Annotated in this window: 23 protein-coding genes and 1 tRNA gene; 7 read left to right on the top strand and 17 right to left on the bottom strand. The window is 71.1% G+C overall.

Annotation, left to right across the window (positions count from 1 at the left end):
* Positions 1–6 precede the first annotated feature (6 nt).
* Together LLS1_RS11075 and LLS1_RS11070 are read right to left on the bottom strand one after the other, a co-directional pair.
* Complete coding sequence (locus LLS1_RS11075) at positions 7–1,062, bottom strand: iron-siderophore ABC transporter substrate-binding protein (RefSeq protein WP_226655533.1); 1,056 nt, start codon at positions 1,060–1,062, stop codon at positions 7–9.
* A gap of 98 nt (positions 1,063–1,160) precedes the next feature.
* Complete coding sequence (locus LLS1_RS11070) at positions 1,161–1,823, bottom strand: MazG family protein (protein ID WP_226655531.1); 663 nt, start codon at positions 1,821–1,823, stop codon at positions 1,161–1,163.
* 59 nt (positions 1,824–1,882) lie between these two features.
* On the opposite strand from LLS1_RS11070, the gene LLS1_RS11065 reads away from it, so the two are divergent.
* Positions 1,883–2,251 carry a VOC family protein gene (locus LLS1_RS11065; protein WP_226655529.1) on the top strand — a complete coding sequence of 123 codons (369 nt, stop codon included), beginning with the start codon at positions 1,883–1,885 and terminating at the stop codon, positions 2,249–2,251.
* 104 nt (positions 2,252–2,355) lie between these two features.
* Positions 2,356–3,501 (top strand): Na+/H+ antiporter NhaA, encoded by a 1,146-nt coding sequence (gene nhaA / locus LLS1_RS11060; RefSeq protein ID WP_226655527.1) that lies wholly within the window; start codon positions 2,356–2,358, stop codon positions 3,499–3,501.
* 314 nt (positions 3,502–3,815) lie between these two features.
* On the opposite strand, the gene mfd is transcribed toward nhaA, so the two are convergent.
* The 12 genes from mfd to LLS1_RS11000 all read right to left on the bottom strand — a co-directional run bounded on the left by mfd (position 3,816) and on the right by LLS1_RS11000 (position 17,095).
* Positions 3,816–7,430, bottom strand: coding sequence for a transcription-repair coupling factor (gene mfd / locus LLS1_RS11055; RefSeq protein ID WP_226655525.1), 3,615 nt, complete (start codon positions 7,428–7,430; stop codon positions 3,816–3,818).
* Between the two features lie 10 nt (positions 7,431–7,440).
* Positions 7,441–8,163 (bottom strand): 4'-phosphopantetheinyl transferase superfamily protein, encoded by a 723-nt coding sequence (locus tag LLS1_RS11050; protein WP_226655524.1) that lies wholly within the window; start codon positions 8,161–8,163, stop codon positions 7,441–7,443.
* A 10-nt stretch (positions 8,164–8,173) separates the two neighbouring features.
* Positions 8,174–8,878, bottom strand: coding sequence for an alpha/beta fold hydrolase (locus tag LLS1_RS11045; RefSeq protein ID WP_223357503.1), 705 nt, complete (start codon positions 8,876–8,878; stop codon positions 8,174–8,176).
* Positions 8,879–9,040: 162 nt separating this feature from the next.
* On the bottom strand, positions 9,041–9,640 hold the full coding sequence (gene pth, locus LLS1_RS11040) for an aminoacyl-tRNA hydrolase (RefSeq protein WP_226655522.1): 600 nt from the start codon (positions 9,638–9,640) through the stop codon (positions 9,041–9,043).
* 9 nt (positions 9,641–9,649) lie between these two features.
* Positions 9,650–10,267, bottom strand: coding sequence for a 50S ribosomal protein L25/general stress protein Ctc (locus LLS1_RS11035; protein ID WP_223357505.1), 618 nt, complete (start codon positions 10,265–10,267; stop codon positions 9,650–9,652).
* A gap of 178 nt (positions 10,268–10,445) precedes the next feature.
* The gene (locus LLS1_RS11030) at positions 10,446–10,946 is read right to left on the bottom strand and encodes a gluconokinase (RefSeq protein ID WP_226655521.1); all 501 of its coding nucleotides are present in this window, start codon (positions 10,944–10,946) and stop codon (positions 10,446–10,448) included.
* Positions 10,947–11,011: 65 nt separating this feature from the next.
* Positions 11,012–12,082 carry a zinc-binding dehydrogenase gene (locus LLS1_RS11025; RefSeq protein WP_226655519.1) on the bottom strand — a complete coding sequence of 357 codons (1,071 nt, stop codon included), beginning with the start codon at positions 12,080–12,082 and terminating at the stop codon, positions 11,012–11,014.
* On the bottom strand, positions 12,079–12,849 hold the full coding sequence (locus tag LLS1_RS11020) for an SDR family oxidoreductase (RefSeq protein ID WP_226655518.1): 771 nt from the start codon (positions 12,847–12,849) through the stop codon (positions 12,079–12,081). The genes LLS1_RS11025 and LLS1_RS11020 overlap by 4 nt, the downstream gene beginning before the upstream one ends.
* Positions 12,846–13,604, bottom strand: coding sequence for a fumarylacetoacetate hydrolase family protein (locus LLS1_RS11015; protein WP_226655516.1), 759 nt, complete (start codon positions 13,602–13,604; stop codon positions 12,846–12,848). The genes LLS1_RS11020 and LLS1_RS11015 overlap by 4 nt, the downstream gene beginning before the upstream one ends.
* Complete coding sequence (locus LLS1_RS11010) at positions 13,604–15,034, bottom strand: MFS transporter (RefSeq protein WP_226655508.1); 1,431 nt, start codon at positions 15,032–15,034, stop codon at positions 13,604–13,606. The genes LLS1_RS11015 and LLS1_RS11010 overlap by 1 nt, the downstream gene beginning before the upstream one ends.
* A 180-nt stretch (positions 15,035–15,214) precedes the next feature.
* Positions 15,215–16,015, bottom strand: a complete 801-nt coding sequence (locus LLS1_RS11005) for an IclR family transcriptional regulator (protein WP_223357510.1) — start codon at positions 16,013–16,015, stop codon at positions 15,215–15,217.
* Between the two features lie 27 nt (positions 16,016–16,042).
* Positions 16,043–17,095 (bottom strand): D-2-hydroxyacid dehydrogenase, encoded by a 1,053-nt coding sequence (locus LLS1_RS11000; RefSeq protein ID WP_226655506.1) that lies wholly within the window; start codon positions 17,093–17,095, stop codon positions 16,043–16,045.
* A gap of 92 nt (positions 17,096–17,187) precedes the next feature.
* Between LLS1_RS11000 and LLS1_RS10995 the strand changes: the two genes are divergently transcribed.
* The 3 genes from LLS1_RS10995 to LLS1_RS10985 all read left to right on the top strand — a co-directional run bounded on the left by LLS1_RS10995 (position 17,188) and on the right by LLS1_RS10985 (position 20,063).
* Positions 17,188–18,111, top strand: coding sequence for an NAD(P)-dependent oxidoreductase (locus tag LLS1_RS10995; RefSeq protein ID WP_226655504.1), 924 nt, complete (start codon positions 17,188–17,190; stop codon positions 18,109–18,111).
* A gap of 101 nt (positions 18,112–18,212) precedes the next feature.
* A complete protein-coding gene (gene gndA, locus LLS1_RS10990) occupies positions 18,213–19,622 on the top strand; it encodes an NADP-dependent phosphogluconate dehydrogenase (protein WP_374758267.1) in 1,410 nt (469 codons plus the stop codon).
* A 96-nt stretch (positions 19,623–19,718) separates the two neighbouring features.
* Complete coding sequence (locus tag LLS1_RS10985) at positions 19,719–20,063, top strand: hypothetical protein (protein WP_226655500.1); 345 nt, start codon at positions 19,719–19,721, stop codon at positions 20,061–20,063.
* A 102-nt stretch (positions 20,064–20,165) separates the two neighbouring features.
* Here LLS1_RS10985 and LLS1_RS10980 read toward each other — a convergent pair whose 3' ends face one another.
* The 3 genes from LLS1_RS10980 to LLS1_RS10970 all read right to left on the bottom strand — a co-directional run bounded on the left by LLS1_RS10980 (position 20,166) and on the right by LLS1_RS10970 (position 22,672).
* On the bottom strand, positions 20,166–21,143 hold the full coding sequence (locus LLS1_RS10980) for a ribose-phosphate diphosphokinase (RefSeq protein WP_223357515.1): 978 nt from the start codon (positions 21,141–21,143) through the stop codon (positions 20,166–20,168).
* Positions 21,144–22,568, bottom strand: a complete 1,425-nt coding sequence (gene glmU / locus LLS1_RS10975) for a bifunctional UDP-N-acetylglucosamine diphosphorylase/glucosamine-1-phosphate N-acetyltransferase GlmU (RefSeq protein WP_226655498.1) — start codon at positions 22,566–22,568, stop codon at positions 21,144–21,146. It abuts the gene before it with no gap.
* Positions 22,569–22,600: 32 nt separating this feature from the next.
* Positions 22,601–22,672, bottom strand: a tRNA-Gln gene (locus LLS1_RS10970).
* A 101-nt stretch (positions 22,673–22,773) separates the two neighbouring features.
* On the opposite strand from LLS1_RS10970, the gene LLS1_RS10965 reads away from it, so the two are divergent.
* Positions 22,774–23,286: a MarR family winged helix-turn-helix transcriptional regulator gene (locus tag LLS1_RS10965; protein ID WP_223357517.1), complete on the top strand. Its 513-nt coding sequence runs from the start codon at positions 22,774–22,776 to the stop codon at positions 23,284–23,286.
* A gap of 139 nt (positions 23,287–23,425) precedes the next feature.
* Complete coding sequence (locus tag LLS1_RS10960) at positions 23,426–25,939, top strand: glycosyltransferase (RefSeq protein ID WP_226655497.1); 2,514 nt, start codon at positions 23,426–23,428, stop codon at positions 25,937–25,939.
* Positions 25,940–25,951: the final 12 nt, after the last annotated feature.

Here is a 25,951-nt window from a genome sequence, read left to right as displayed (position 1 = left end):
CGACGGCTACTTGACCTTCTCGGCGGCGGCGGCCAGCTGCGGCACGTACTTGTCGAGCATCCACGGGATGGCGAGCACACTGGGCGCACTCGTGGCCGCGACGAACGACTCGCCGACGATCGGCGCGAAGCGGCCCTCCTTGATGGCGGGCATCGCGGCGACGAGCGGGTCGGCCGTGAACGCATCCACGGAGGACTGCTTGTCGAAGTACATCACCAGCAGGTCCGTATCGATCTTCGAGAGGTTCTCGTAGCTGAGCTGGTAGAAGAAGCTGCCGTCATCCTTGCTCGTGTCGAGCTCGGCGATGCTCGCCGAGTTCTTGAGCCCCAGATCGTTCAGCAGCTGCACGCGCGGATCTTCGGCCCGGTAGACGTTCAGCACGCCCGGCTGGTTGGCCGCGGCGTAGAAGAACGTCTTGTCCTTCAGCACGGGGTACTTCGCGGCGAGGGTCGCGATGTCGTCCTTGGTCTTCGTGAGCAGCGCATCCGCCTCGCCCGACAGGCCGAGCGCCTTGCCGACGATGGCCGTCTGGTCCTGCCAGCTGGTCGCCCACGGCTTGTCCGGGTAGGCGACGACGGGAGCGATCTTGCTGAGGGTGTCGAACTCCGCCTGCGTGAGGCCGGAGTATGGCGCGAGGATGACGTCGGGCTTCGCCTTCACGAACGCCTCGAACGGCACCTCCCCCGTGTCGGAGGAGATGATCTGCGGGGTCGCGCCCTTGAGTTCCTTGATCTTGTCGGCGTCCCAGGGCAGCACGCCGTCCTTGTCGCCACCGTAGGTGAACGCCGGCATGGCGACGGGCACGATGCCGAGCGCGAGCACGATGTCCTGCGCACCCCAGCCCCAGGTCGCGATGCGCTTGGGCTGGGAGTCGATCGTCGTCTTTCCCAGCGCGCTGTCGATCGTGACCGGGAACGCACCCGTGTCACTGCTGGAGGTGCTCTCGGCTCCGGCTCCGCCGGCGCTGCAGCCGGTGAGGACGAGTGCGGCCGAGGCGACGACCGCCGAGGCGATCAGGGCGAGACGCGACCGGCGACGGCCGCGGCGTGCGGTTTCGAGCATGGCTCTCCTGGTTCGGGAGGGGCGGGTGATGTGTCGATCGACACATTAGGGGAGCCTAACCTAAGCAAGGCGACCCTGCACAACTCCCAGGAAGACGCTCAGACTCCGTCCGTCTCGTGCTCCCGGATCTCTCCCTGGAGGTCCCGCAGCGTGGAGCGCAGCGCCCGCTCCGCATCCAGGCCCTGCGACTTCGCCGACGCGACGATCGCCAGCAGCAGCGCGCCCAGCTCGTCCTCGTTCTCCACCGCGACTCCCCCGCCCTCGGCCAGGTCGAGGAGTCCGACCTTCTGCGCGCGGCCCAGCAGCTTGTCCGCCAGCGCCAGCGACGGCATCGCCTGCGGAATGCCGTCCAGCACGCTCGTCCGGCCCGGCTTCTCCTGCTTCTTCAGGTCGTCCCAGAAGCCGACGACATCGTCCGCGGTCTCGGCCGTGCGGCCTCCCCCGAAGACATGCGGGTGCCGCCCGATCATCTTCGCGGTCATCTGTGCAGCGACATCCTGGATGTCGAAGTCCTCCCCCGGCGTGTGCGCCGCGATGTCCGCGTGGAACAACACCTGGTAGAGCACGTCGCCGAGCTCCTCGAGCAGGTCGTCGCGGGTGCCGCTCTCGATCGCCTCCACCAGCTCGTACGTCTCCTCGACGAGGTACTGCACGAGGGACTCGTGCGTCTGGTCGGCGTCCCACGGGCAGCCGCCGGGCGCCCGGAGTCGCGCCGTCACCGCGACGAGCTCATCGAGTTTGCTGGGGGCCGGGTCGGTCATCGTGCTCCTCCTCAGGACGGCTCCATCCTCTCACCGTCGCCGCCCGCTACTCTGGCCGCATGGCCAGTCGCATCGCCCGCGTCACCGTGTCCGTCGACGATCTCGCGGCCTCCCTCGCGCTGTACCGCGACGTCCTCGGGCTCGCCGAGTTGTACACCGCCAACGACGTCGCGATGCTGACGACGGACCCGGGCGACCGGACGGGCGCCGAGACCCAGGTGCTGCTGCACCGCCGCACCCCGACACCCGGCGACGCGGGCGTCGCGATCAGCTTCGGCGTCACGGATGTCGATGCGGCGACCACGGCCGCCGTCGCCGCCGGCGCCGTGCTCGTGGACGCACCGGCCGATCAGCCGTGGCGGGAGCGGCAGGCCGTGCTCCGGGACCGCGACGGCCACCTCCTCTGCCTGGTGTCGCCCCTCGGGTAGACTCCCACCTGGTGTGCCGGGAAGTCTGGTCGGCGGGTGACGCGTGCGCGTCGCTCCCGTGATCGACCCCACCCGCACCCGGTGCGAGAAGGGCTGCACTCCCGATGAGCATCATCCGTTCCGAACGCACTGCCGCCGGCCTCCTCCTCGGCGCCGCGGCGCTCGGCCTTCTGCTGGCGAACACCGTCGCCGGGCCCGCCCTGCTCGACCTGCAGCACGCCGAACTCGACCTCGGCATCGCCTCGATGAGCGTGGGTCACTGGATCAGCGACGGACTGCTGGCGGTCTTCTTCTTCATCGTCGCCATCGAGCTGAAGCACGAGCTCGTCGCGGGTGAGCTCAACTCGTTCGCCAAGGCCATCCATCCGGCGATCGCCGCCGTGGCCGGCGTCGCGGTGCCGGCGCTCGTCTATCTGGCCGTCACGGCCGGCACCGGTCAGGGGGCCGGCTGGCCCATCCCGACCGCGACCGACATCGCCTTCGCTCTCGGTGTGCTCGCCGTGTTCGGACGCGGGCTCCCCAACCGGCTGCGGGTCTTCCTGCTCGCGCTCGCGGTGCTGGACGACCTCATCGCCATCCTCATCATCGCCGTCTTCTTCACGACCGACCCCGACCTCCTCGACCTGGCGCTGGCGGCCGTCGCCGTCGTCGCCTTCGGGCTGCTGAGCCGCATGCTGCGCGGGAGGCTGCGCTGGCCGATCGGCGTGCTCATGGTGCTCGTGGGGGTGCTCGCGTGGTGGCTCGTCCACGAGTCCGGCGTGCACGCCACCATCGCCGGAGTCGCCCTCGGGCTCGTCATGGCGCGGCCCCCGGCGCGCCGCACGGCCCACGCGCTGGAACCGTGGTCGAACGGGCTCATCCTGCCGCTGTTCGCCTTCTCGGCGGCGCTCGTCGTCATCCCCGCCGTCGCGCCGTCGGAGCTCTCGCCCGCGTTCTGGGGCATCCTCGTCGCCCTCCCCGTCGGCAAGCTCGTCGGCATCACGCTCGGCGGCTGGCTGGGGTCGTTCACCCGCAGCACCGAGGAACGCGCACGTATCCCGCTGTTCGGCCTGGTCGCCGTGGGAGCGCTCGGCGGAATCGGCTTCACCGTGTCGCTGCTCATGAACGAGCTGGCGTTCGCGGGCGACGAAACCGTGCGGGCCGAGGGCACATTGGCCGTTCTCCTCGGTTCGGCGGTGGCGATCGTGGTGTCCGGCGTGTTGGTCTCTCTGCTCGCCCGACGCTACCGCCGCCTCCACCCGCACCCCTGATCCCGCGCCCCTGATCCCTGACGCCCCCACCTACACCACCCACCCACCTCACCCCACCCCACCCCGGTAATCCGGAGATGTCCCAGGAACCGGCCGATTCCTCCGTCCGAACGGGGAAATGATCGGCGCGGCGGCTCGAATCGCCGGAGTTACGGCGACCGGACGGGCGTGGCACCGTTCCTCCGGAGTTCTCCCGAGACGCGCCGCTCATTTCGCCGGAACTCCGGCGATACGTGGCGCGACGGCGTATATCTCCGGAATTACCGGGGTGGTGTGGGTGGAGTAGGCGGGGACGGGGCCACGCGGGGACCGGGTCAGGCGGGTTCGGGGGCGGGCTCGGGGAGGGGGAAGAGGGCGCCGAGGAGGGTGGAGACCCACTCGATGAGGGCGGAGTCGTCGAGGGGCTCGCCGTTGACGCGCGGGAGAGGGACGGTCGCGACCTTGGGGGCCGCGTGGTACTTCGACCCGGGGTACATGCGCTGCAGCCGCACCTGCAGGGAGTCCGGCAGCAACGCGGGGGCGAGTCGCAGGTTGGAGCCCATGGCGACGACCTCGCCGAGGCCCGCCTTCTGCGCGTGCCGGCGCAGGCGCGAGACGGCGACGAGATTGAGCACCGGGACGGGCGGCTCGCCGTAGCGGTCGGAGAGCTCCTCGACGACGAGATCGATCTGGCCGTCCTTCGACGTCGGCGCGCTCGCAGCCGACAGCTTCTGATAGGCCTCGAGACGCAGGCGCTCGCTGTCGACGTACTCCTCGGGGATGTGGGCGTCGACGGGCAGCTCCAGCCGCAACTCGGTCTGCCCCTCCGCGACCTCGCCGCGGAACGTCGACACGGCCTCGCCGATCATGCGCAGGTAGAGGTCGAAGCCCACACCGGCGATGTGGCCGGACTGCTCACCGCCGAGCAGGTTGCCCGCTCCTCGGATCTCGAGGTCCTTGAGCGCGACCTGCATGCCGCTGCCGAGGTCGTTGTTCGCGGCGATGGTGGAGAGGCGGTCGTGCGCGGTCTCGCTGAGCGGCTTGTTCTCATCCCAGAGGAAGTACGCGTACGCGCGCTCCCGCCCACGGCCGACACGACCGCGCAGCTGGTGCAGCTGGCTGAGCCCGTACTTGTCGGCGCGGTCGATGATGATGGTGTTGGCGTTCGCGATGTCGAGCCCCGTCTCGATGATGGTCGTCGACACCAGCACGTCGAACTTACGCTCCCAGAAGTCGACGACGACCTGCTCGAGCGCGTGCTCGTTCATCTTGCCGTGGGCGACGCCGATGCGCGCCTCCGGAACCAGCTCGGCGATCTTCGCCGCCGCGGCCGAGATCGAGCCGACCCGGTTGTGCACGAAGAACACCTGGCCCTCCCGCAGCAGCTCGCGCCGGATGGCCGCGGCGACCTGTTTCTCGGAGTACGGGCCGACGAAGGTCAGGATCGGGTGGCGGTCCTCGGGAGGCGTCGCGAGCGTCGACATCTCGCGGATCCCGGTCACCGCCATCTCGAGTGTGCGAGGAATGGGCGTCGCGCTCATCGCCAGGATGTCGACGTTGGTCTTCAGCTTCTTCAGCTGGTCCTTGTGCTCGACGCCGAAGCGCTGCTCCTCGTCGATGATGACGAGGCCCAGGTCTTTGAAGGTGACCCCGTCGGCGAGGATGCGGTGCGTCCCGATGACGATGTCGACGGTGCCGTCGGCCAAGCCGGCGAGGGTCTCCCGCGCCTCCTTGTCGGTCTGGAAGCGGCTCAGCTGGCGCAGATGCACCGGGAAGCCGGCGAAGCGCTCGAGGAACGTCTCCGCGTGCTGCTTCACCAGCAGCGTGGTCGGGACGAGCATGGCGACCTGCTTGCCGTCCTGGATGGCCTTGAACGCCGCACGCACGGCGATCTCGGTCTTGCCGAAGCCGACGTCGCCCGAGATGAGCCGGTCCATCGGGATGGGCCGCTCCATGTCGGCCTTCACCTCGTCGATGGTCTGCAGCTGGTCGTGCGTCTCGGCGAACGGGAACGCCTCCTCCAGCTCGTGCTGCCAGGGCGTGTCCGGCCCGAACGCGTGGCCCTTGGAGGCCATGCGGGCGGAGTAGAGCTTGACGAGCTCCACCGCGATGTCGCGCACGGCCTTGCGGGCGCGGCCCTTCGCGGCCGCCCAGTCGCTGCCGCCCATCTTGCTGAGCTGCGGGGCCTCGCCGCCGACGTAGCGGCTGAGGAGGTCGAGCTGGTCGGTCGGCACGTAGAGCTTGTCGCCGGGGTAGCCGCGCTTGGACGGGGCATACTCGAGCACCAGGTACTCGCGCTTCGATTTGACCGCGTTGCGGCCGCCGCTGGGGACCTCGCGCTGGGTCAGCTCGACGAACTTGCCGATGCCGTGCGTCTCGTGCACGACGAAGTCGCCGGGCTTCAGCTGCATCGGGTCGACGACGTTCTTGCGGCGCGCGGCGAGCTTCTTGACCTGCCGCGAGTCGTAGCCGATCGTGCGTCCGTAGAACTCGCTCTCGCCCACGACGGCGAGCTTGATCTCGGGCACCTCGAAGCCGTGCTCCACGTTGGCCTTGAGCAGGTAGGCGACGCCGGGCTCCGCATCGACGGGGAACTGGTCGACCGGGCGCGCGGGCAGCTCGGCTTCGCCCAGCACCTGCGCGGCGCGCTCGACGAGGCCGTTGCCCTCGGCGACGACGGCGACCCGCCAGCCCTCGCGCAGCCGCGCCGCGACGTGGCCGACCGCGCCCGAGACGTTGCCCTGGAAGCTGGGCACGGCGTCGGCGGCGATGCGGACCTGGAGGTGCTCCTCGAGTTCGCGGTGCTCCGGCAGCACGTCATCCGTCTGGAAGCCGCTCATGGTCCACCACGGATGGTCGGGTGCGGGAGCTCCCGGCCGGCTGAACTTCACCGAGTCGTGGAGCGTCTGGAGCGTGAGGAAGTCACCGGCGGCGAGGTCGATCGGCGCTGCGGCCCCCACCGTGGCGGCACTCCACGCGGCCGACAGGAACTCACGGTTCGTCTCGGCGAGGCTGACGGCGCGGGAGGCGACGCGCTCCGGCGAGAAGACGGCGACGGCGGCCCCGTCGGGCAGGTAGTGCGTGAGCGGCACCAGGCGGTCGACCAGCGCCGGGGCCAGCGACTCCATGCCCTCCACCGGGATGCCCTCGCCGATCTTGGCGAGCATGCCGGAGAGGCTGGGGAACTCGTGCTCCATCTCTCGCGCCCGCTGGCGCACCGACTCGCTGAGCAGCAGCTCGCGGCTCGGCGGCAGGGCCACCGACGGGATGGGCTCGGGCAGCGACCGCTGGTCGGCCACCGAGAAGGCGCGGATCTGCTCCACCTCGTCGCCGAAGAAGTCGACCCGGTACGGGTGGTCGGCGGTGGGCGGGAAGACATCGAGGATGCCGCCGCGCACGGCGAACTCGCCGCGCCGGGTCACCATGTCGACCCGCGCGTAGGCGAGGTCGACCAGCTGCGCGGCGAGGCCGGCGAGGTCGAACCCGCGACCGCCGGCCGTCAGGTCGACGGTGGCGTAGTCGGTGAGGTTGTCGGCGAGGGGCTGCAGGGCCGCGCGCACCGACGCGACGAGCACGAAGGGCGTGCGACGCTCCCCCGCTCCCCAATCGACGAGCCGCCGGAGGGCGGTGAGCCGCTTGCCGACGATCTCGGCGCTCGGGCTCAACCGCTCGTGCGGGAGCGTCTCCCAGGCGGGGAACTCGACGATCTCGGCATCCGGGAGCACGCACGGCAGGGCGGCCCTGACCGCTTCCGACTCGCGGCCGGTCGCCGTGACGACCAGGACGGCCTGAGACGAATCCTGCTCCGCGCGGCGTCGGATGAGTCCGGCGAGCAGCGGCGCACGCAGCCCCTCCGTGAGCGAGAAGTCGGCGTCGCGCGAAGCATACGTGAGCGCGTCAGCGAACGTGGAGGCGCGCTGAAGCGCCGTGATCAAGCCCTGGAGTATCACTCGCCAGAGTCTACGCGGCGCCCCCGACAGCCCGATGGGTGAACGGCACGAGACCTCCGTCGGCGTCGAGCGTCCGCCAGAGCACGGGGCCGGGAGTCGCCGCGGACGCGCAGAATCCCTCCCCGCGGCGGGAAGCGAGAGCGAACCGGCCGTGCCCTGTCGCGAGACGGCGGTCGTCCGCGAGCACGGTGAGACCCGCGAATCCGTCGAGCCGGGCCGCTCCCGCCTTCGCGAGAGCCTCCTTCGCCGTCCAGCTCAGCAGGAAGGCGGCGCCGGGATCGGCGCTCCCGGCGAGGATGCGTCGCTCGGCGGGCGAGAGGGCGGCGTCGGGCATCCCGTCGCTCGCCGGCGTCCCGCCCTCCACATCGACGCCGAGCCGACCCCGTGCGGCTCCGGCCGCGACGGTTCCGTTCGCGTGCGACCAGGAGAGGTGGAGACCGGCCGTGGTGGGCTGCGGGCGCCCGTGGGCTCCACCGCAGCTGTCGCACCGCTGCACGAGCTCCTCGGCCGCGATCGTGTCGCCCGTCAGCGCGCGATGAGCCGCCGCCGCGAGCAGGCGGGCGGCGGTGAAGTCGTCGCGGTCCGCGGCCCGGCGCAACCGGTCGCGCCGGGCCGCCGCATCCGCTGCGAGAGGCTCGTCCGGCAGCGCCTCGAGCACGCGGGCGGTCGAGGCCACCAGGACGAGGGCCGAGCCGGACGGGATCACGGCGTCGCTCCGGGGTGCGTTCCGCATCCGTCCGTGCTCAGATCCACCCGTCGAGGGCGCGCATGAAGCCGTCGTGGTCGTCCCGGTTGATCACATGGCCGGAACCCGGCACCACGCGCACGTCGAAACCGGCGTCGCGCAGACGCTGGGCGGCCTCCGGCTTCACCAGACGGGAGTTGTCGGCGAGCATCACGAGCGACGGCACCATCATGATCGTCGGGGCGCGCATCACACTCGGGGCGAGCACCGTCGGGATCGCCGCACGGTCGAAGGCGCGGAACGACTCGACCTCGATCGCGACGTCGGCCGGGTCCCAGCGCGGGTTGCGCCGGGCGATGCGCGCGGCGGACTGGCGTGCGAGCGTCTTGAGGAACGCCGGCGCGAGGAGCAGCTGGAGGCGATTGGCCACCGGGCACGAGAACGCCGGGTCCACGTAGACGACGCGCTCGGGGCGGAGCCGCTCGACGGCCAGGCTCACCGTCAGCCCGCCCAGCGAATGGCCCATCACGAGCTCCGGCTCGGCGGGCACGGTGTCGACGATGTCCTGCGCCATCAGCTCGGCCGAGTACTCTTCGGTGCGCGGACTGTGACCGTGCCCCCGCAGGTCGACGGCGACGACGTGGTAGCCGCGGTCGGCGAGCACGGGGCCGACGCGGCGCCAGGTGCGGGAGTCCGACATCACACCGTGGACCAGGATCGCGTAACGATCGCCCCGGCCCCACTCGCGTGTGAACAGCTCCATGGCCGACACGGTACGACGGCGCGCTGTGCGACGACTGTGCGGGCACCGGGCGGGACCTGTGCTCGCGTCCGTCGCGGCGTAGCCCTGCACATTCGTCACGAATGTCGGGAAAGCGTCAGGTCTTCCGCACATTCGGCACGAATGTCGGCTCACCGCGGTGCGTCAGCGGGCGGGGTGGTAGCGATTCTGGGCGGACGTGAGGCCGTCGGACGCGATCTGCTCGACGGCGTCCGCGGCGTCGGAGACGAGGATCGGGAGGTTCTTGCGCTCATCGGCGCTGAACGCCTTGAGCACGTGGTCCGCGGCGGCCTGGGAGCCGGGCGGACGCCCGACGCCGACGCGCACGCGGGTGAAATCGCCGGTGCCGGTCGCGGCGATCACGTCGCGGACGCCGTTGTGTCCGCCGTGACCGCCGCCGGACTTCAGGCGCAGGGTGTCGAACGGGATGTCGAGCTCGTCATGCACCACGATCAGGCGCGACGGGTCGAGGGAGTAGAAGCGCAGCAGCTGCGCGACCGGCCCTCCGGACACGTTCATGAACGTGTTCGGCTTCGCGAGCACGAACCGCGGGCCGCCGGGCGTCAGGCGCCCCTCTGCCACGGTCGCGTTCGTCTTGTGGGTCTTGAAGGTGAGACGGCCGCGCGAGGCGAGCTCGTCGAGCACCATCTGCCCCACGTTGTGACGGGTGGCGGCGTAGCCGGGCCCGGGGTTGCCGAGCCCGACTACGAGCCAGGGTCCGTCCGTCGGACGGGAGGATTCCATCGGGAGGGATTACTCCGCGGCCTCGGCGGAGGCCTCGGTCTCCGCGGCGGCCTCGGCGGCCCCCTCCTCGTCCTCGGCGCGCGCGGCGGCCGGGACGACGATGTTCAGGATGAGGAGGTCCTCGTCCTCGGCGAGCACGGCGCCGGTCGGCAGCGCGAAGTCCTTCGCGTGGTACTGGGTGCCCTCCTCGGCGTCGGTCACGTCGATGACGATGCGCTCGGGGATGTGGGTCGCCTCGACCTCGAGCTTGATGGTCGGGATGTCCAGCACCGCGATGGTGCCGGAGAACGGCTCACCCTCGACGTGAACGGGGACCTCGACCTGGACCTTCTCGCCGCGGCGCACGACGATGAGGTCGAGGTGCTCGATGATCTGGAGCACCGGGTCCTTCTGCACGTCCTTGACCAGGACGAGCTGGCTCGCGCCGGCGATGTCGAGGTCGAGGACCGCGTTCGCCTTGCGGAGCAGCAGGCCGACCTGGTGGGCCGGGAGGGTGACGTGCTGGGGGTCGGTGCCGTGGCCGTAGATGACCGCGGGGATCTTGCCCGCTGCGCGGATCTTGCGGGCGGCGCCCTTGCCGAAGCTGTCGCGGACCTCTGCGACGACCTTGTTGGACTCGTCAGCCATGATGTTCTCCTTGCCGGCCGCAGGCCGGGGATCGGGCGAGCGGTGCTCGCAGTGTGGGATTGTCGACTCGAGCGCATCGAGGTGCGCGAGGAAAGACTGCGTAGCCTGCTCCACCGCGTCGATCACGGAGGCCTGCGGAGATCCGCTGGCCTCCCTCGCCGAAGTTCAGTGACCGAGTCTACCGGAAATCCGCGCGGGCGCGTTCCGCGATCGTCGCGGCCAGCGCCTCCGGGGTCTGGTCGACGTGCAGCCGCAGCCCGGACTCGTCCTCCTGCAGCGGTTGCAGGGTCGCCAGCTGCGACGCGAGGAGCGAGGGAGGCATGAAGTGCCCAGGCCGCACCATGCGGGCGGCCAGCTCCTCCTCGGTCCCGTCGAGCTCGGCGAAGAGCGTCGCCGGTGCGTGGGAGCGGATGCGATCCCGGTAGACGCGCTTCAACGCCGAGCAGGCGAGCACGAGTCCGTCGGCGGCCGCGTCCGCGAGTGTCCGGCCGACCGCGTCCAGCCACGGTTCGCGGTCGGCGTCCGTCAGCGGGATGCCGGAGGCCATCTTGGCGACGTTGGCGGCGGGATGGAGCGCGTCGCCGTCCACGAAGACCACGCCCAGCTCGGCGGCGACGAGGGCGCCGACCGTGCTCTTGCCCGAGCCAGAGACGCCCATGACCACCACCAGCGGACCCACGCACGCCCCTTCCATTCGCGACGCCTCCAGTATGGCGCGCGGCGACGGGAGGCTCCGCCCGGCCTTCACCGGCCCTCGCCGTCGTCGCCGGTCGCCGCGGCGAAGCGCAGGAGCACCTTGCCCGACACGGAGGCGTCGCGCGCGATCGCGAAGGCGTGCAGCGCCTCGTCGGCCGCGAACTCGTGCGTGACGACCGCGGAGACGTCGAGAGAGCCGTCGGCGAGCGCCGCGATCGTGTCGTCCAGCTCGTCGACGAACCGGAACGATCCGACGAGCTCCAGCTCCCGTGCGATCGCCCGGGCGATCGGTACGGGCTGGTCCCCGGGAGGCAGCAGCCCGACGAGCACGATCCGGCCGCCACGGGTCGCGCCCTGGATCGCCGCGGCGAGGCCGGGGACGGTTCCGGACGACTCGATCACGAGGTCGGCGTCGACGGCGGCGACGGCCGCGGCATCGCGTGCGTCGATGGTGCGTGTCGCACCCGCGGCGGTCGCGATCGATCGGGGCAGCTCGTGCAGGTCGGTGGCGACGATCTCCGCGGCGCCGGCCCGACGCAGCACGGCGACGGCGAGAGCACCGATGGGTCCGCTGCCGATCACGAGCACCCGCGCTCCGCGCACCTCCCCCGCCCGGCGCACGGCGTGCCACGCGACGGCGGCCGGCTCGGCGAGCGCGGCTGTCCGCAGCGGGAGCCCGCTCGGCAGCGCGCGGAGCATCCGCGTCGGCAGCACGACCCGGTCGGCGAAGGCGCCCGCGGTGTGCGGGATGCGCGCCGCGCTGCCGAGGTAGGTCGCACCGGGCGCCAGGTTCGGGCGGTCCTCCGGGTAGCGCGAGCCGTCACCCGGGAGGGGCGTCGCGGGGTGCACGGCGACCGCCGTCCCGGGGGCCGGGCCGGATCCGTCCGCCGCGGCGTCCGCCACGATGCCCACCACCTCGTGACCGAGCACCATCGGCGCGCGGAGGACCGACTCCCCCGCCGCGCCGTGGGTCCAGTAGTGCAGGTCGGAACCGCAGACGCCGCCGTAGGCGACGGCGACGATCGCCTCGTCGGGGGCCGGATCGGCGAGCGGCAGGTGGTCGACGCGCAGGTCGCCGGCGCCGTGGGCGACGACGGCCCTCGTCGTGTCCACGGTCACACCACCACCGTCATGCCGCCGTCGACGAAGACGACCTGGCCGTTGACGTAGTCGGACGCGGACGACGAGAGCCACACGGTCGGGCCGACCAGGTCGGCGACGCGCCCCCAGCGGCCGGCCGGCGTGCGACCGACGATCCAGTCGTTGAACGCTGCGTCGTCGACCAGGTTCTGAGTCATCTCCGTGTGGATGTACCCGGGCGCGATCGCGTTCGCCTGCACCCCGCTGGCCGCCCACTCCGCCGTCATCGCACGGGTCAGGTTGCGCAGACCGCCCTTCGCCGCCGTGTAGGGACCGATGGTCGGGCGCGCGAGGTCGGCCTGCACCGAGGCGATGTTGACGATCTTGCCGTGTCCGCGGCCGACCATCCCGCGCGCGACGGTCCGGCCGACGAGGAAGGCGCTCGTCAGGTCGGTGCGGAGCACCCGATCCCAGTCCTCGCGGCTGACGTCGAGCAGCGGCTCCCGGTGCTGGACGCCCGCGTTGTTGACCAGGATCTCCACCGGTCCGACCTCGGCCTCGATGCGGTCGACCGCGGCCACCACCGCGCTCTCGTCGGTGATGTCGAACGGGAGGGCGTGGATGCGGTCGCCGTACTCGGAGGCGAGCGCGTCCCTGGTCCCCGCGAGGCGGTCGGGGTCGAGTCCGTTGAGCACGATCGTCGCGCCCGCGGCGGCGAGCCCGTCGGCCAGCGCCCGGCCGATGCCGCGGCTCGATCCGGTCACGAGTGCCACGCGTCCCGTGAGATCGAAGGGGTTGGCTGTCATTCTGATCCTCTCCTGTGTCGCCCGGCCGCGACGACCGGGTTCGCGAGCTCGCCGAGTCCGTCGATGTGGATGCGTGCGGTGTCGCCGGCTGCGACGGGCACCCCCGTTCCGGGGCAGCCCGTCAGCACGACGTCGCCGGGACCGAGTTCGAGCACGCCCGTCAGGTGGACCAGCAGCTCGACGACTCCTCGCGCGAGCCCGTCCACCGAACCGGTCGCGACCCGGTCGCCGGCCTCGGCGCGGATGCCGAGGCCGGCGGGATCCAGATCGGTCTCGATCCACGGGCCGAGGGGCGTGAAGCCGTCGCCGTTCTTCGCCTGGGTCAGCAGGGAGTCGCGGGCGATCTGCTCGACCGCTGTCACGTCGTTGCCGATCGTGAAGCCGAGCACGTGCGCCGCCACCTCGTCCGCGTGGAGGTGACGCGCGCGGCGGCGGACGACGACCGCGAGCTCCCCCTCCGCGACCACGGAGCCGACCGCCGGGTCGAGCCCGATCGGCTCCCCGGGTCCGACGACGGTGCGGGCCGATTTGGCGAACGCCTGCGGTGGAAGCAGCGCGTCCGCGGGGCCGGAATTGTGCGCCATCCCGAGCACGATCCGCGGTTCGACAGGTGCCGCGAGCGGCGCATCGGCGGCGAATCGCTCCCCGGTGCGACGCGGCGCATCGGCGAACAGGTCGTCGATGACGTGCCACTCGCCGTCCGACCACACCACGGGGACGGGACCGCGGCCGGTGCGGACGCGGGCGAGCCGCATCAGTGGGCGCGCGACGCCGCGAGCGTGCGCTGGTGCTCCCGGCGCGACACGGTCGGCGACGGGCGGCTCGTCACGTCGACATACGAGTCGTCGATGGCGTCGGTGAGGAGGTTGAGGTCGCGGGCTCGCGTCTCGGGCGTGACGAACGTCGCCCAGAGGGTGATCGCCGTCAGGGCGAGGACGTAGACCGCGAGCGGCCACCAGGAGTTCCCGAACGCGCCGAGCAGCACGGCGCCGATGAGCGGGGCGATGCCTCCCGCGAGCACGGCGCTGAACTCGCGCGAGATCGCGACGCCGATGTACCGGCGGCGGTTGCCGAACAGCTCGGGGAGGGTGGCGCACTGCGCGCCCAGCATCACGTTCACGCCGACGCCGTAGGTGATCGCGAGCACGGGGATGATCAGCCAGACCGACCCCATCGACATCAGCCACCAGGCGGGGACGGCGAGCACGAGCTGGATGAGCGCGCCGATGCGGTAGACGCGCATCCGCCCGAACCGGTCGCTGAGGGAGCCTGCGAACGGGATGACGATGATGCCGAGGGCGGCGCCGACGGCGATCGCCAGGGGGCCCATCCACGGCTCGGCCCCGACCACGGTGGTCACGAAGGTCACCGCGAGCGTCTGGTAGAGCGCGGACCCGCCGTTCTCCGCCATCCGCAGGCCGATGCCCCGGATGATGGTGCGCCACGACTGAGTGAACGCCTCGCCGAGCGGGTTCTTCGCGACCTGCTCCTGCGCCTCGAGGGTGATGAAGGCCGGCGACTCGCGCAGGCGGAGCCGGATGAAGATGGCGACGATGATGAGCAGCACCGACGCGAGGAACGGGATGCGCCACAGCCAGTCGTGCACGATCTGCCGGTCCACGAGGCCGAGCAGGAAGAAGACGACCGAGGCCAGGATGGTGCCGATCATGATGCCGACGAACGGCAGCGACGCGAAGTATCCCCGCCGGCGGACGGGAGCGTACTCGGCCATGAGCGTGGTCGCGCCGGCCTGCTCCGCCCCGGCTCCGAAGCCCTGGAGAACGCGCAGGACCACGAGGAGGATCGGCGCCCAGACGCCGATCTGCTCCCCGGTCGGCAGCACGCCGATGAGCGTGCTCGCGCCTCCCATGAGCGCGATCGTGACGATCAGGACGGCCTTGCGGCCGATCTTGTCCCCCAGCGCTCCGAAGAACAGGCCGCCGAACGGCCGGGCGAAGAAGCCGACCGCGTAGGTGGCGAACGCGGCGGCGACGGCCGCGCCCGGCCCGAGGGCCGGGAAGAACAGCTGGCCGAACACGAGGGCGGAGGCCAGTCCGTAGAGGGCGAAGTCGTAGTACTCCAGCGCGCTTCCGACGCTGGAGGCCAGAGTGGCGCGGCGCAGGTTCGCCGCGTAGTCGGGGTCGTTCGAGCCGCGCAGTTCGCTCGCAGAGCGGTCAGTGCTCATCGGGGTGTCCTCCTGCACAGGACCCCCTCGGCGTCGTCGCGTGACGTCGTCGCGTGACATCGTCGTCGGGGGTCGGCTTGCACGGGCGTCGTCGCCCGCTGCCGTCGACCATAACACTATGCTGAACACGGTTCAACCCACTGAACACTTGTTGCCTGGTGACAGGACCACTCCGGCACGTCAGGCGACGATGTGCCCGGTCAGCGCCTCCGTCGCGAGATTCATCGGGTTGGACATCCGGCGGCCGACGATGTGGAGCTCCGTGAGCAGCGCGGCCAGCACGTCGTCGGTGAAGGCCGACTCCAGCAGAGAGGCTCCCAGCGCCAGCGAGACCTCGCCGCTCGACTGCGGCGGGACGACGATCGCGAACCCGGCGAGCCCGGGATAGACCTCGCCGTGGTCGAGGCTGTAGCCGCGCTCCCTCGTCGCGTCGATCTTGGCGATCAGCCCGTCGAGGGAGGTCGTGGACTGGTCGGTGAATCCGGGCCGGGTCTCGTCGTCGGCGAAGCGACGCGCGATCTCGTCGTTGCTCAGCTCCGCGAGCAGGGCGTTGCCGACCGCCGTGATCGAGGCGGGGTAGCGGGAGCCGATACCGGCCGAGAGGCGGAACGGCGCGCGGCCCACGTGCGCGCCGACGTAGATGACGTGCGTGCCGTCGAGCACCGCGAGCTGGGTGCGCTCATGGCGCAGGAGCTCGGAGTCGGCGCAGGCCCGATAGAACTCGAGCACCGGGTCGAATGCACGGAGATAGGCGCCGCCCAGCTCCACGACCTTGCGACCCAGCACGTAGCCGGTGTCGTTGCGGCGGACGAGGCCGCCCTCCTCCAGCGCGGAGACCACGTTGAGCGTCGACGACTTGGCTGCGCCGAGCCCGCGCGCCAGCTCGCTCAGGGTCAGCGGCTCACCGAGGGCGTCGCCGAGCAGATCGAGCACCCGCACGGCCCGCGCGACCGCGGGAGCCTTCTCTGCGGCATCGGACATGTCGGCTCCTCATCGGTCGTCGCCGCGTCAGTAGAAGTCGACGGTGTCGACCCGGTTGCGCAGCGGGCGCCCGTCCAGCAGGCGCGTGGCGTTGTCTGCGAACAATTCTGCGATGCGGCGCTCCTCCCCGGTCGTCAACGCGGCCGTGTGCGGGCTGATCAGCACGCGCGGGTGCGCCCAGAGCGGGCTCTCCTGCGGCAGCGGCTCGACCGCCGTGACGTCGAGCGCGGCGAAGCCGACGCGGTCCGCCTCGAGGGCGGCGAGCAGCGCGCCCTCGTCGATCACGGTGCCGCGGCCGACGTTCACCACCGTCAGCCCGGGCTTCGCCGCCTCGAAGAACGCCGCGCCCAGCATCCGCTCGGTCGCGGCCGTCCCGGGAAGGGCGACCACCACCGCGTCGACGCGGCCGGCGACGTCGGCGAGCGCGGCGGGTCGCACCACCTCGTCGACGTCGGGGACGGCCCGTTCGTGCCGGGAGGTCCCGATCACGTGGGCACCGAACGCCTTCAGCAGCCGGGCGACCTCCGCCCCGATCCCGCCCAGGCCGAGCACGAGCACGGTCTGCTCGGCCAGCTGACCCATCCCCCACCGTCCGGGCCAGTGGCGATCCCGCTGGTCGGCCTGCAGGCGCGGGAGGCCCTTCGCCCCGGCGAGCAGCCCGAAAAGGGCGAACTCGGCGAGGGGGCCGCCGTGCACCCCGGCGGAGGTCGTGAAGGCGACGCGCTCCAGCTCCTCCGCGGTGAGCTTCGCGGCCTTGACCGTGCCTCCTCCTCCGGCCGCCATCGTGTGCATCCAACGGAGGTCGGGATTCGCACGGACCGCGCGGGCGATCTGAGCCGGGTCGAGATCGGGCACGCCGTAGACGGCGTCCGCCGCGTCGATCATGGCGTCGAAGCGTTCCTGTTGAACGGGCGTGCGCCGGAAGCCGGGGTCGCCGCCGAAATCGGCCGGGTGGCGCATCGGCGGCAGCAGGTCCGGCTCGAAGTCCAGGCGGATGCGCGGCTCGCGCTCCACCAGGAGGTCGGCATGCTCGGGCTTCAGGGGCGTCGCCACGGCGACGCGGAGCTCGGTGGTGGTCACCTTCGTCCTCACTGTCTGCGGGTAGAGTCCGGTAGACGGACACAGTCTACCAAGGATTCACCCTACTGAACCGCGTTCACTATACTGACCATATGACGAGCCAACGACAGCCTCGCTCCACCGTCGGCGTCCTCGGGCTGGGCAACATGGGCCGCCCGATGACGCTCAACCTGCTCCGCAGCGGCATCGCATCCGTGGTGGTGCACGGACGCACGCGCGCCGCCCTCGACGATGCCGGGGCCGCGGGCGCGGTCGTCGCTCCGACCGCCCGTGGCCTCGCCGCACAGAGCGACATCGTGCTCTCGATGCTCCCCGACCTCCCGCAGCTGCGCTCGGTGCTGGACGGTCCGGACGGCCTCCTGGCCGGCGTCGACCACCCGCTCCTGCTGATCGTGGGCTCCACCTCCGCGCCCGACGGGATCCGCGACCTCGCCGCCGAGCTGGGCACCCGGACCGACGGCCTCGTCCGCGTGCTCGATGCCCCGGTCAGCGGAGGGACGGACGGCGCAGAGGCCGGCTCGCTCGCCATCATGGTCGGCGGCGACCCGGACGACTTCGCCCGCGCCGAGCCCATCCTGTCCACGATGGGCACGCCCGTCCTGCTCGGCCCGCTCGGCTCTGGCGAGGTCGCCAAGGCCTGCAACCAGATGATCGTCGCCTCCACCATCGTCGCCCTCAGCGAGGCAACGGTCATCGCCGAGCGCGCGGGCCTGGACGTAACGCGACTGCTCGACCTGCTCGGCGGCGGCTACGCTGGAAGCCGTCTGCTCGAGTCGCGCAAACAGCGTCTGGCCGAGAAGGACTACTCGGTCTCCGGGCCGGCGAAGTTCATGGTGAAAGACCTCGGCTTCGCCCGCGCGGAGGCGGAGCGCACCGCGACGGCCACTCCCCAGCTCACGACGCTGCAGGACTTCTTCCGCCGACTGGTGGAGGCCGGTCTCGGCGACGACGACATCACGGTCGCCCAGGGCTTCATCGCCGCCTCCTCCCCGGCCACCGACCACACCCTCCCCTGACCCCTCGACGCGGCACCCGCCGCAGCAGACCACCGAGCACGAAGGAGCACCACGTGTCACAGGAAGCAACCGCCAACATCGGAGTCGTCGGACTGGCGGTGATGGGGTCGAACCTGGCCCGCAACCTCGCCTCCCGCGAGGGCAACACGGTCGCCGTCTACAACCGCACCTACGCGCGCACCGAAGAGCTGATCGGCGCCCACCCGGAGGCCGGGTTCGTCGCCTCCGAGTCCATCGACGACTTCGTGGCGTCACTGGCGAAGCCGCGCACCGCCATCATCATGGTCCAGGCCGGGAAGGGCACCGACGCGGTCATCGATCAGCTCGCCGAGCGGTTCGAGCCGGGTGACATCATCGTCGACGGCGGCAACGCGAACTTCCAGGACACGATCGCCCGCGAGAAGCGCATCTCCGAGACCGGCATCCACTTCGTCGGGGCGGGCATCTCCGGCGGTGAGGAGGGCGCGCTCAAGGGCCCGTCGATCATGCCGGGAGGCTCGGCCGAGTCGTACGAGACCCTCGGCCCGATCCTGTCGTCGATCGCCGCGGTCGCCGAGGGCGAGCCCTGCGTGACCCACGTCGGCACCGACGGCGCCGGCCACTTCGTGAAGATGATCCACAACGGCATCGAGTATGCGGACATGCAGCTCATCGCCGAGGCGTACGACCTGCTCCGCACCGTCGGCGGCCTCGAGCCCGCCGCGATCGCCGACGTGTTCTCGGAGTGGAACCAGGGCTACCTGGAGTCGTATCTGATCGAGATCACGGCGGAGGTGCTGCGCCAGGTCGACGCGGAGACCGGCAAGCCGTTCGTCGACATCGTCCTCGACCAGGCCGGGTCGAAGGGCACGGGCGTGTGGACCGTGCAGAACGCGCTCGACCTCGGTGTGCCGGTCGGCGGCATCGCGGAGGCCGTCTTCGCCCGCGCCGTCTCCTCCAAGCCGGACCAGCGCGCCGCCGTGCAGGCGACCATCCGGTCCCGCCCCGAGGTGCAGAAGGCGTTCGACGTGGCCGCATTCGCGGACGACGTCTCCAAAGCGCTCTACGCGTCCAAGGTCGTCGCCTACGCCCAGGGCTTCGACGCGATCATCGCCGGCGCCGAGAAGTACGGCTGGACCATCAACAAGGACAAGATCGCCAAGATCTGGCGTGGCGGCTGCATCATCCGCGCCCAGTTCCTCAACCGCATCGCCGACGCGTACGACGAAAACCCCGACATCACCACCCTGCTCGAGGCGCCGTACTTCGCGGACGCGGTCCGCGAAGGCGAGGCCGCGTGGCGCCGCATCGTCGCCACGGCCGCGCTCTCGGGCGTGCCGGTCCCCGGGTTCGGCTCCGCGCTGTCCTACTACGACTCGCTCGCCTCCACGCGCCTCCCGGCCGCGCTGGTGCAGGGACAGCGGGACTTCTTCGGCGCCCACACCTACAAGCGCGTCGACAAGGACGGCACCTTCCACACGCTGTGGTCGGGCGACCGCACCGAGATCGAGACCGAGGGCTCCTCGCACTAGGCTCACAGCCCCCGCGTACACAGAAAGTGCTCCGAATCCGCCCGATTCGGAGCACTTTCTGTGTACTCGGGGGCCGCGACGGGTGAGACTCGGAGGGTGACGTACGAGGAGCATCCTGAGCTGGCGGCGTACGAGCCCATCGACCGGTCGCCGCGCGCCCGGCGCGTGATCGTGATCCGCGTCGTCGTAATGCTCGCGCTCGGCGGCCTGCTGCTGCCCGGCATCCTGCTGACCATCGGGATGCAGACGTCCACGGCCGAGTACACCTGCGGCGTCTACGTGCGCCACTACCAGCCCGACGCGACGGGATCCTCCGCCCGCTTCGAGCTGGTCGCCCCCGCAGGGCCGGGCTGGCAGTGCTACGCGCTCAACACCGAGGGCGACGCGACGTTCGTCGCGCCGCTCGGCCTCATCCCGTCGGCGCCGCACTCCCTCCCCTGAGCGTCGCCGACCCGGCGGCAGCCTCGGATCAGGCGACGCCCTCGGATCAGGCCGCGCTCGACGGGGTCGAGTGCGCGGTCGATTCTGCGCGTGTGTCCGGGGCTACGCGGCCCCGTCGAACATCGACGTCACCGAGCCATCGGTGAAGACCTGCTCGATCGCGTCCGCGAGAAGCGGGGCGATCGGCAGGACCGTGAGCTTGTCCCAGCGCTTGTGCTCGGGCAGCGGCAGGGTGTCGGTGACGACGACCGAGTCGATGACGTCCGACTGCAGCAGCTCGACCGCGGGGTCGCTGAACACAGCGTGCGTCGCCGCGACGACGACGCCGGTGGCGCCGTTGGCCTTGAGCGCCTCCGCCGCCTTGACGATGGTGCGGCCCGTGTCGATCAGGTCGTCCACCAGGAGGCAGACGCGGCCCTCCACGTCGCCCACGATCTCGTGCACCGACACCTGGTTCGGGACGAGCGGGTCGCGGCGCTTGTGGATGATCGCGAGCGGGACGCCCAGCTTGTCGCTCCAGTTGTCGGCCACGCGGACGCGGCCCATGTCGGGCGACACGACCGTGAGGGTCGCCGGGTCGAGCTCGCGCCGCATGTGCTCGAGGAGCACCGGCATGGCGAAGAGGTGGTCGACGGGGCCGTCGAAGAAGCCCTGGATCTGAGCGGCGTGGAGGTCGACCGACATGATGCGGTCGGCGCCCGCCGCCTTGAACAGGTCGGCGACCAGGCGGGCCGAGATCGGCTCGCGGCCGCGACCCTTCTTATCCTGTCGGGCATACGGGTAGAACGGCGCGACGACGGTGATGCGCTTGGCCGAGGCCCGCTTGAGCGCGTCGACCATGATCAGCTGCTCCATCAGCCACTCGTTGATCGGCGAGGTGTGCGACTGGATGACGAAGGCGTCCGACCCGCGCACGCTCTCGTCGAACCGGGCGTAGATCTCGCCGTTCGCGAAGGTGCGCGCGTCGGTCGGGACCAGCTCGCTGCCGAGGCAGTCGGCGATCTCCCGGGCCAGCTGGGGGTGCGCCCGCCCCGAGATGAGGACGAGGCGCTTCTGGCCGTTCGCGGTGATCCCAGACACTTATTCTCCGCTCTCTTCCGCAGCTCGGGCGGCGTCCGTGCCCGGTCGCTTCTGCGCGACCCAGCCTTCGATGTTGCGTTGCGGGGCGACGGTGATGGCCAGCGAGCCGGCCGGGACATCCTTGCGGACGACGGTTCCCGCTCCCGTGTACGCTCCGTCACCCATCCTAACCGGCGCGACGAACACGGTGTTGCTGGCTGCGCGCACGTGCGAGCCGATCTCGGTGCGGTGCTTGTGCACGCCGTCGTAGTTCGCCGTGATGACGCCGGCGCCGAGGTTCGACTTCTCGCCGACCTCGGCGTCGCCGACGTAGTTGAAGTGCGCCAGCTTGGTGCCCGCGCCGATGGTGGCGTTCTTCGTCTCGACGAAGGTGCCGATCTTGCCGTCCGCGCCGAGGACGGTTCCCGGTCGCAGGTAGGCGAACGGGCCGACGGTCGCCCCGGAGCCGATCACGGCGAGCGTCGCGTCGGTGCGCGTGACCGTCGCGCCGGCGCCGACCTCGCAGTCCAGGAGGGTCGTGTCCGGTCCGATCGTGGCGCCCGTCTCGACGAGGGTCGCGCCGCGCAGCTGCGTGCCAGGCAGGATCGTGACGTCGGGAGCCAGCTTCGTCTTGACGTCGATCCACGTGGTGGCCGGGTCCTGCACGGTGACGCCGGCGAGCTGCCAGGTGCGCACGAGGAGGGCGTTGAGCTTCGCCGCCATCTCGCTGAGCTGGGCGCGGTCGTTGATGCCCTCGACGAGCCACGAGTCGGCCACGGGGAGGGCGTCGACGTCGAAGCCCGCCTCGCGGAGGAGGCCGATGACATCCGTCAGGTATTTCTCGCCCTGCGCGTTGTCGGTGGTGACCGCCGCGAGCATGTCGCGCAGTGCCGCCGCCCCGAAGAGGTAGATGCCGGCGTTGATCTCGCCGATGGCGCGCTCCTCCGCCGTGGCGTCCTTGTGCTCGACGATGCGGTCGAGCGTGCCGGCGGCGTTGCGCACGATGCGGCCGTACCCGGTGGCATCGGCGGGGAAGCTGGAGAGGACGGTCGCCGCCGAGCCGCTCCCGCGGTGGTCGGCGATGAGCCCGCGCAGGGTCTCGGCGTCGAGCAGCGGGACGTCGCCGTTGACGACCAGCACGTCTCCGGCGAAGTCGGCCGGAAGCGCCGCGACGGCCTGCTCGACGGCGCGGCCGGTGCCCGGGATCTCGTCCTGGTCGACGATCACGGCTTCCGGCAGGTCGGCCTCGATGACCGCGGCCAGACGGTCGCGCTCGTGCCGCACCACCGCGACGACGTGCGCCGCGCCGAGCTCGCGCGTCGTGGCGAGCACATGCCCCACGATCGGGATGCCTCCGAGCTCGTGCAGGAGCTTCGGGGTGGCGGACTTCATCCGCGTCCCCTGCCCCGCCGCGAGAACGACGATGGCGAGATTCTGGTCGGTCATGTCCCTCCAAGGGTCGGTGCGGCGGGATGCCGCTCCGCCTCCAGGACTCGAACCTGGACCTCACAGCTCCAAAGGCTGTCGTGCTGCCATTACACCAAGGCGGACCGCGCGGGAGACGCGCAGATGACAGTCTGCCAGACGCGTCCCGTGCATCAGATGGGCACAGCGCGCGACGAGACCGGCGAGCGGTGAATACGATGGAGGGATGGGTGACGCACGCGACGATGGACCGCGCGACGAGGTGGACCGCATCGTCGGTGCGTGGCTGCGCGAGCGCCCCGACCTCGACTTCTCCCCGCTGCAGGTGCTCTCCCGCGTCGACCGCCTCTCCCGGCACCTCGACCGCGCCCGCCGCGCGGCCTTCGACCGCTCCGACCTCGACTCCTGGGAGTTCGACGTGCTCTCGGCGCTCCGACGCGCCGGAGCCCCCTACCAGCTCAGTCCGAAGTCCCTCCTGCAGCAGACCCTCGTCTCCTCCGGCACCATGACCAACCGGATCGACCGCCTCGTGGCCCGTGGCCTGGTCGAGCGTCGCACCGATCCGAACGACGGCCGTGGCATCCTGGTGCAGATGTCCGCCCAGGGCCTCGCGCGCGTCGACGCCGCGATCACCCGGCTCGTGGACGCGGAGGCCGATCTGCTCGAGGCGCTCTCGCCCTCCGACCAGGAGCGGCTGGCGTCCCTCCTGCGCAAGCTGAGCCTCGGCTTCGACGCCTGACCCTCGCCCATGTGGGCCGAATGTGGCGTAAGCGCGCCTCCAACCCGACATTTGGTCCACATCCGCGGAGGGGCGCACGCAGCCGGCTCGTGCCCCACTCCCAGGAGACCGTTATCCCGCTCTCATAAACTCGCTGGCGATGAGACTCTCCCGATTGAAGCGCCTGCCGTCGCGGGTGAAACGCGCCGCCCGGTTCGAGATCCACGCGCACTGGCGCCGCCAGCCGCTGGTCGCCGGGAGCGTCTTCTACGAGTCCTTCTCGGGCAACGGGATGCTCGACAACCCGGAGGCCGTCTTCCGGGCGCTGCTCGCCGCTCCCGATCTGCAGCATCTCACCCACGTGTGGGCGCTCTCCGACTTCGACCAGTACCGGTCGGCGATCGACGAGTTCTCGGGGGACCCCCGGGTGACGTTCGTGCGCTACGGCTCGGCCTCGTACTACCGGGCGCTCGCGACCAGCCAGTACCTGGTCAACAATGCGACCTTCCCTCCCGACTTCTCGAAGCGCGACGGCCAGGTGTACCTCAACACCTGGCACGGCACGCCCCTGAAGCGGATGGGATACGACATCGAGGACGGCGCGCTCGGCACCGCGAACATCCTCCGCAACTTCGTCCAGGCGGACTATCTGCTCTCCGCGAACCCGTTCATGACCGAGCAGATGTACGAGACGGCGTACAAGCTGAGAGGCATCTACCGCGGGACCCTCGTCGAGGAGGGCTACCCGCGCATCGACCGGCAGTTCCTCGACGACGCGGGGCGCGCCGCCGTGCGCACCCGTCTCACGGCGGCGGGCATCCCGCTCGGCGACCGCGCGGTCGTGCTCTACGCGCCCACCTGGAAGGGCACGACCTTCGGGCGGCCGACCGACGACCTCGACGAGATGCTGGAGCACATCCACCGCATCGAGGAGCAGCTCGACACCAGCCGGTACGTCGTGCTCCTCAAGACCCACCAGTCCGTGCACGCGCTCGCGGCCCACCGCCCCGAGCTGAAGCGGCTGCTCGTCCCGAACGAGATCCCCACCAACCTGGTTCTCGGCGCGTCGGACCTGCTGATCTCCGACTACTCGAGCATCTTCTTCGACTTCCTCCGGACCGGCCGCCCGATCGTGTTCTTCACCCCGGACCTCGCCGACTACGCCGGCACCCGCGGACTCTACTTCGAGCCAGACGAGTGGCCCGGTCCGGTGTACGAGTCGGCGCGGGAGGTCGGCGAAGCGATCGCCCGCATCGCCGCCGACGGCGATCGGGTACCGGAGGCGGACCGCGAGCGCTACGACTCCATGCAGCGCCGATTCACTCCGTATGAGGACGGTCACGCCGCCGACAGGGTCGTCGACATCGTGTTCCGCGGCGCGCGCGACGGCTACCGGCTGCGCGACGACCTCGCGGACGACGGGCGTCGGAAGATCCTGCTCTACCTGGGCGGGATGCGCCCCAACGGCATCACGACCTCGGCCCTCAACCTCCTGAACAACCTCGATCACGACCAGTACGACGTGTCGGCGTTCTTCGCGCAGAGCCGATCGCGGCCGACGATCGCCAAGCAGCAGCAGATCCACCCGGCGGTGCGCCAGTTCCCGCGCGTCGGCGGCATGAACGGGGCGAAGCTGCTGCACCTGGCACGGCACCTGCACTTCCGCCGCGGCCGCATCGCGGAGCACGCGGACGTGCCGGCGCAGAACCGCCTCTGGGACGACGAGTGGTACCGCTGCTTCGGTGAGAGCCGCTTCGACTATGTGGTCGACTTCTCCGGCTACGGACCGTTCTGGGCCGCCCTGCTGCTGCACTCCCCCGACGCCCAGCGCGCCATCTGGCTGCACAACGACCTCGCCTCCGACGCGCACCGCGAGGTCAACGGCGAGAAGAAGATGCTGCACAGCCTCACGCAGATCTTCACCCTCTACGGGCAGTACGACCACCTCGTCTCCGTCTCGCCCACACTCTCCGATATCAACCGGGAGGCCCTCGCCGAGTATGCCGCCCCCGAGAAGTTCCTCTCGGCGCTCAACACGGTCGACGCCGAGCACATCCTCGAGAACGCGCGGGCCGACCTCCACGAGGTGGCCTTCGACGAGGAGACCGGGACCGTGCCCGAGTGGGCGGAGGCCCTCCTCGCGGACGACGACGTGACCACGTTCGTCAACGTGGGACGGCTCTCGCCGGAGAAGAACCAGGCGCGGCTGGTGCGCGCGTTCGCCGCCGTGCACGCCGAGAACCCGAAGACCCGTCTCGTGATCGTCGGCTCCGGTCCGCTCGCCGACGACCTCCGGGCCCTGATCGCCGAGCTCGGCCTCGAGCACGCCGCCTTCTTGACCGGCATGCAGCGCAACCCGCACGCCATCATGGCCGCCGCCGACTGCTTCGTGCTCTCCAGCGACTACGAGGGCCAGCCGATGGTCATCCTGGAGGCCCTCGTGCTCGACCTGCCGATCGTGACGGTCGAGTTCGCCTCCGCGAAGAACGCCCTCCCGGCGGGCAGCGGGCTGGTCGTCCCGCAGACCGACGACGGCGTGGCCGACGGGATGCGCGCCTTCCTCGCCGGCACGGTTCCGGCCGGCCGCTTCGACTCCGCCGCCTACAACCGCAAGGCCGTCGGCGAGTTCTACCGCGCCATCGGCGCGACCCCGGCGCTGGCCGGGAAGCCGTAGCCCGGCGGCGCG

It is taken from the genome of Leifsonia sp. LS1 (assembly GCF_020521355.1).
GTDB lineage: Bacteria > Actinomycetota > Actinomycetes > Actinomycetales > Microbacteriaceae > Leifsonia.
This window is presented reverse-complemented; position numbering and strand designations above follow the sequence as displayed.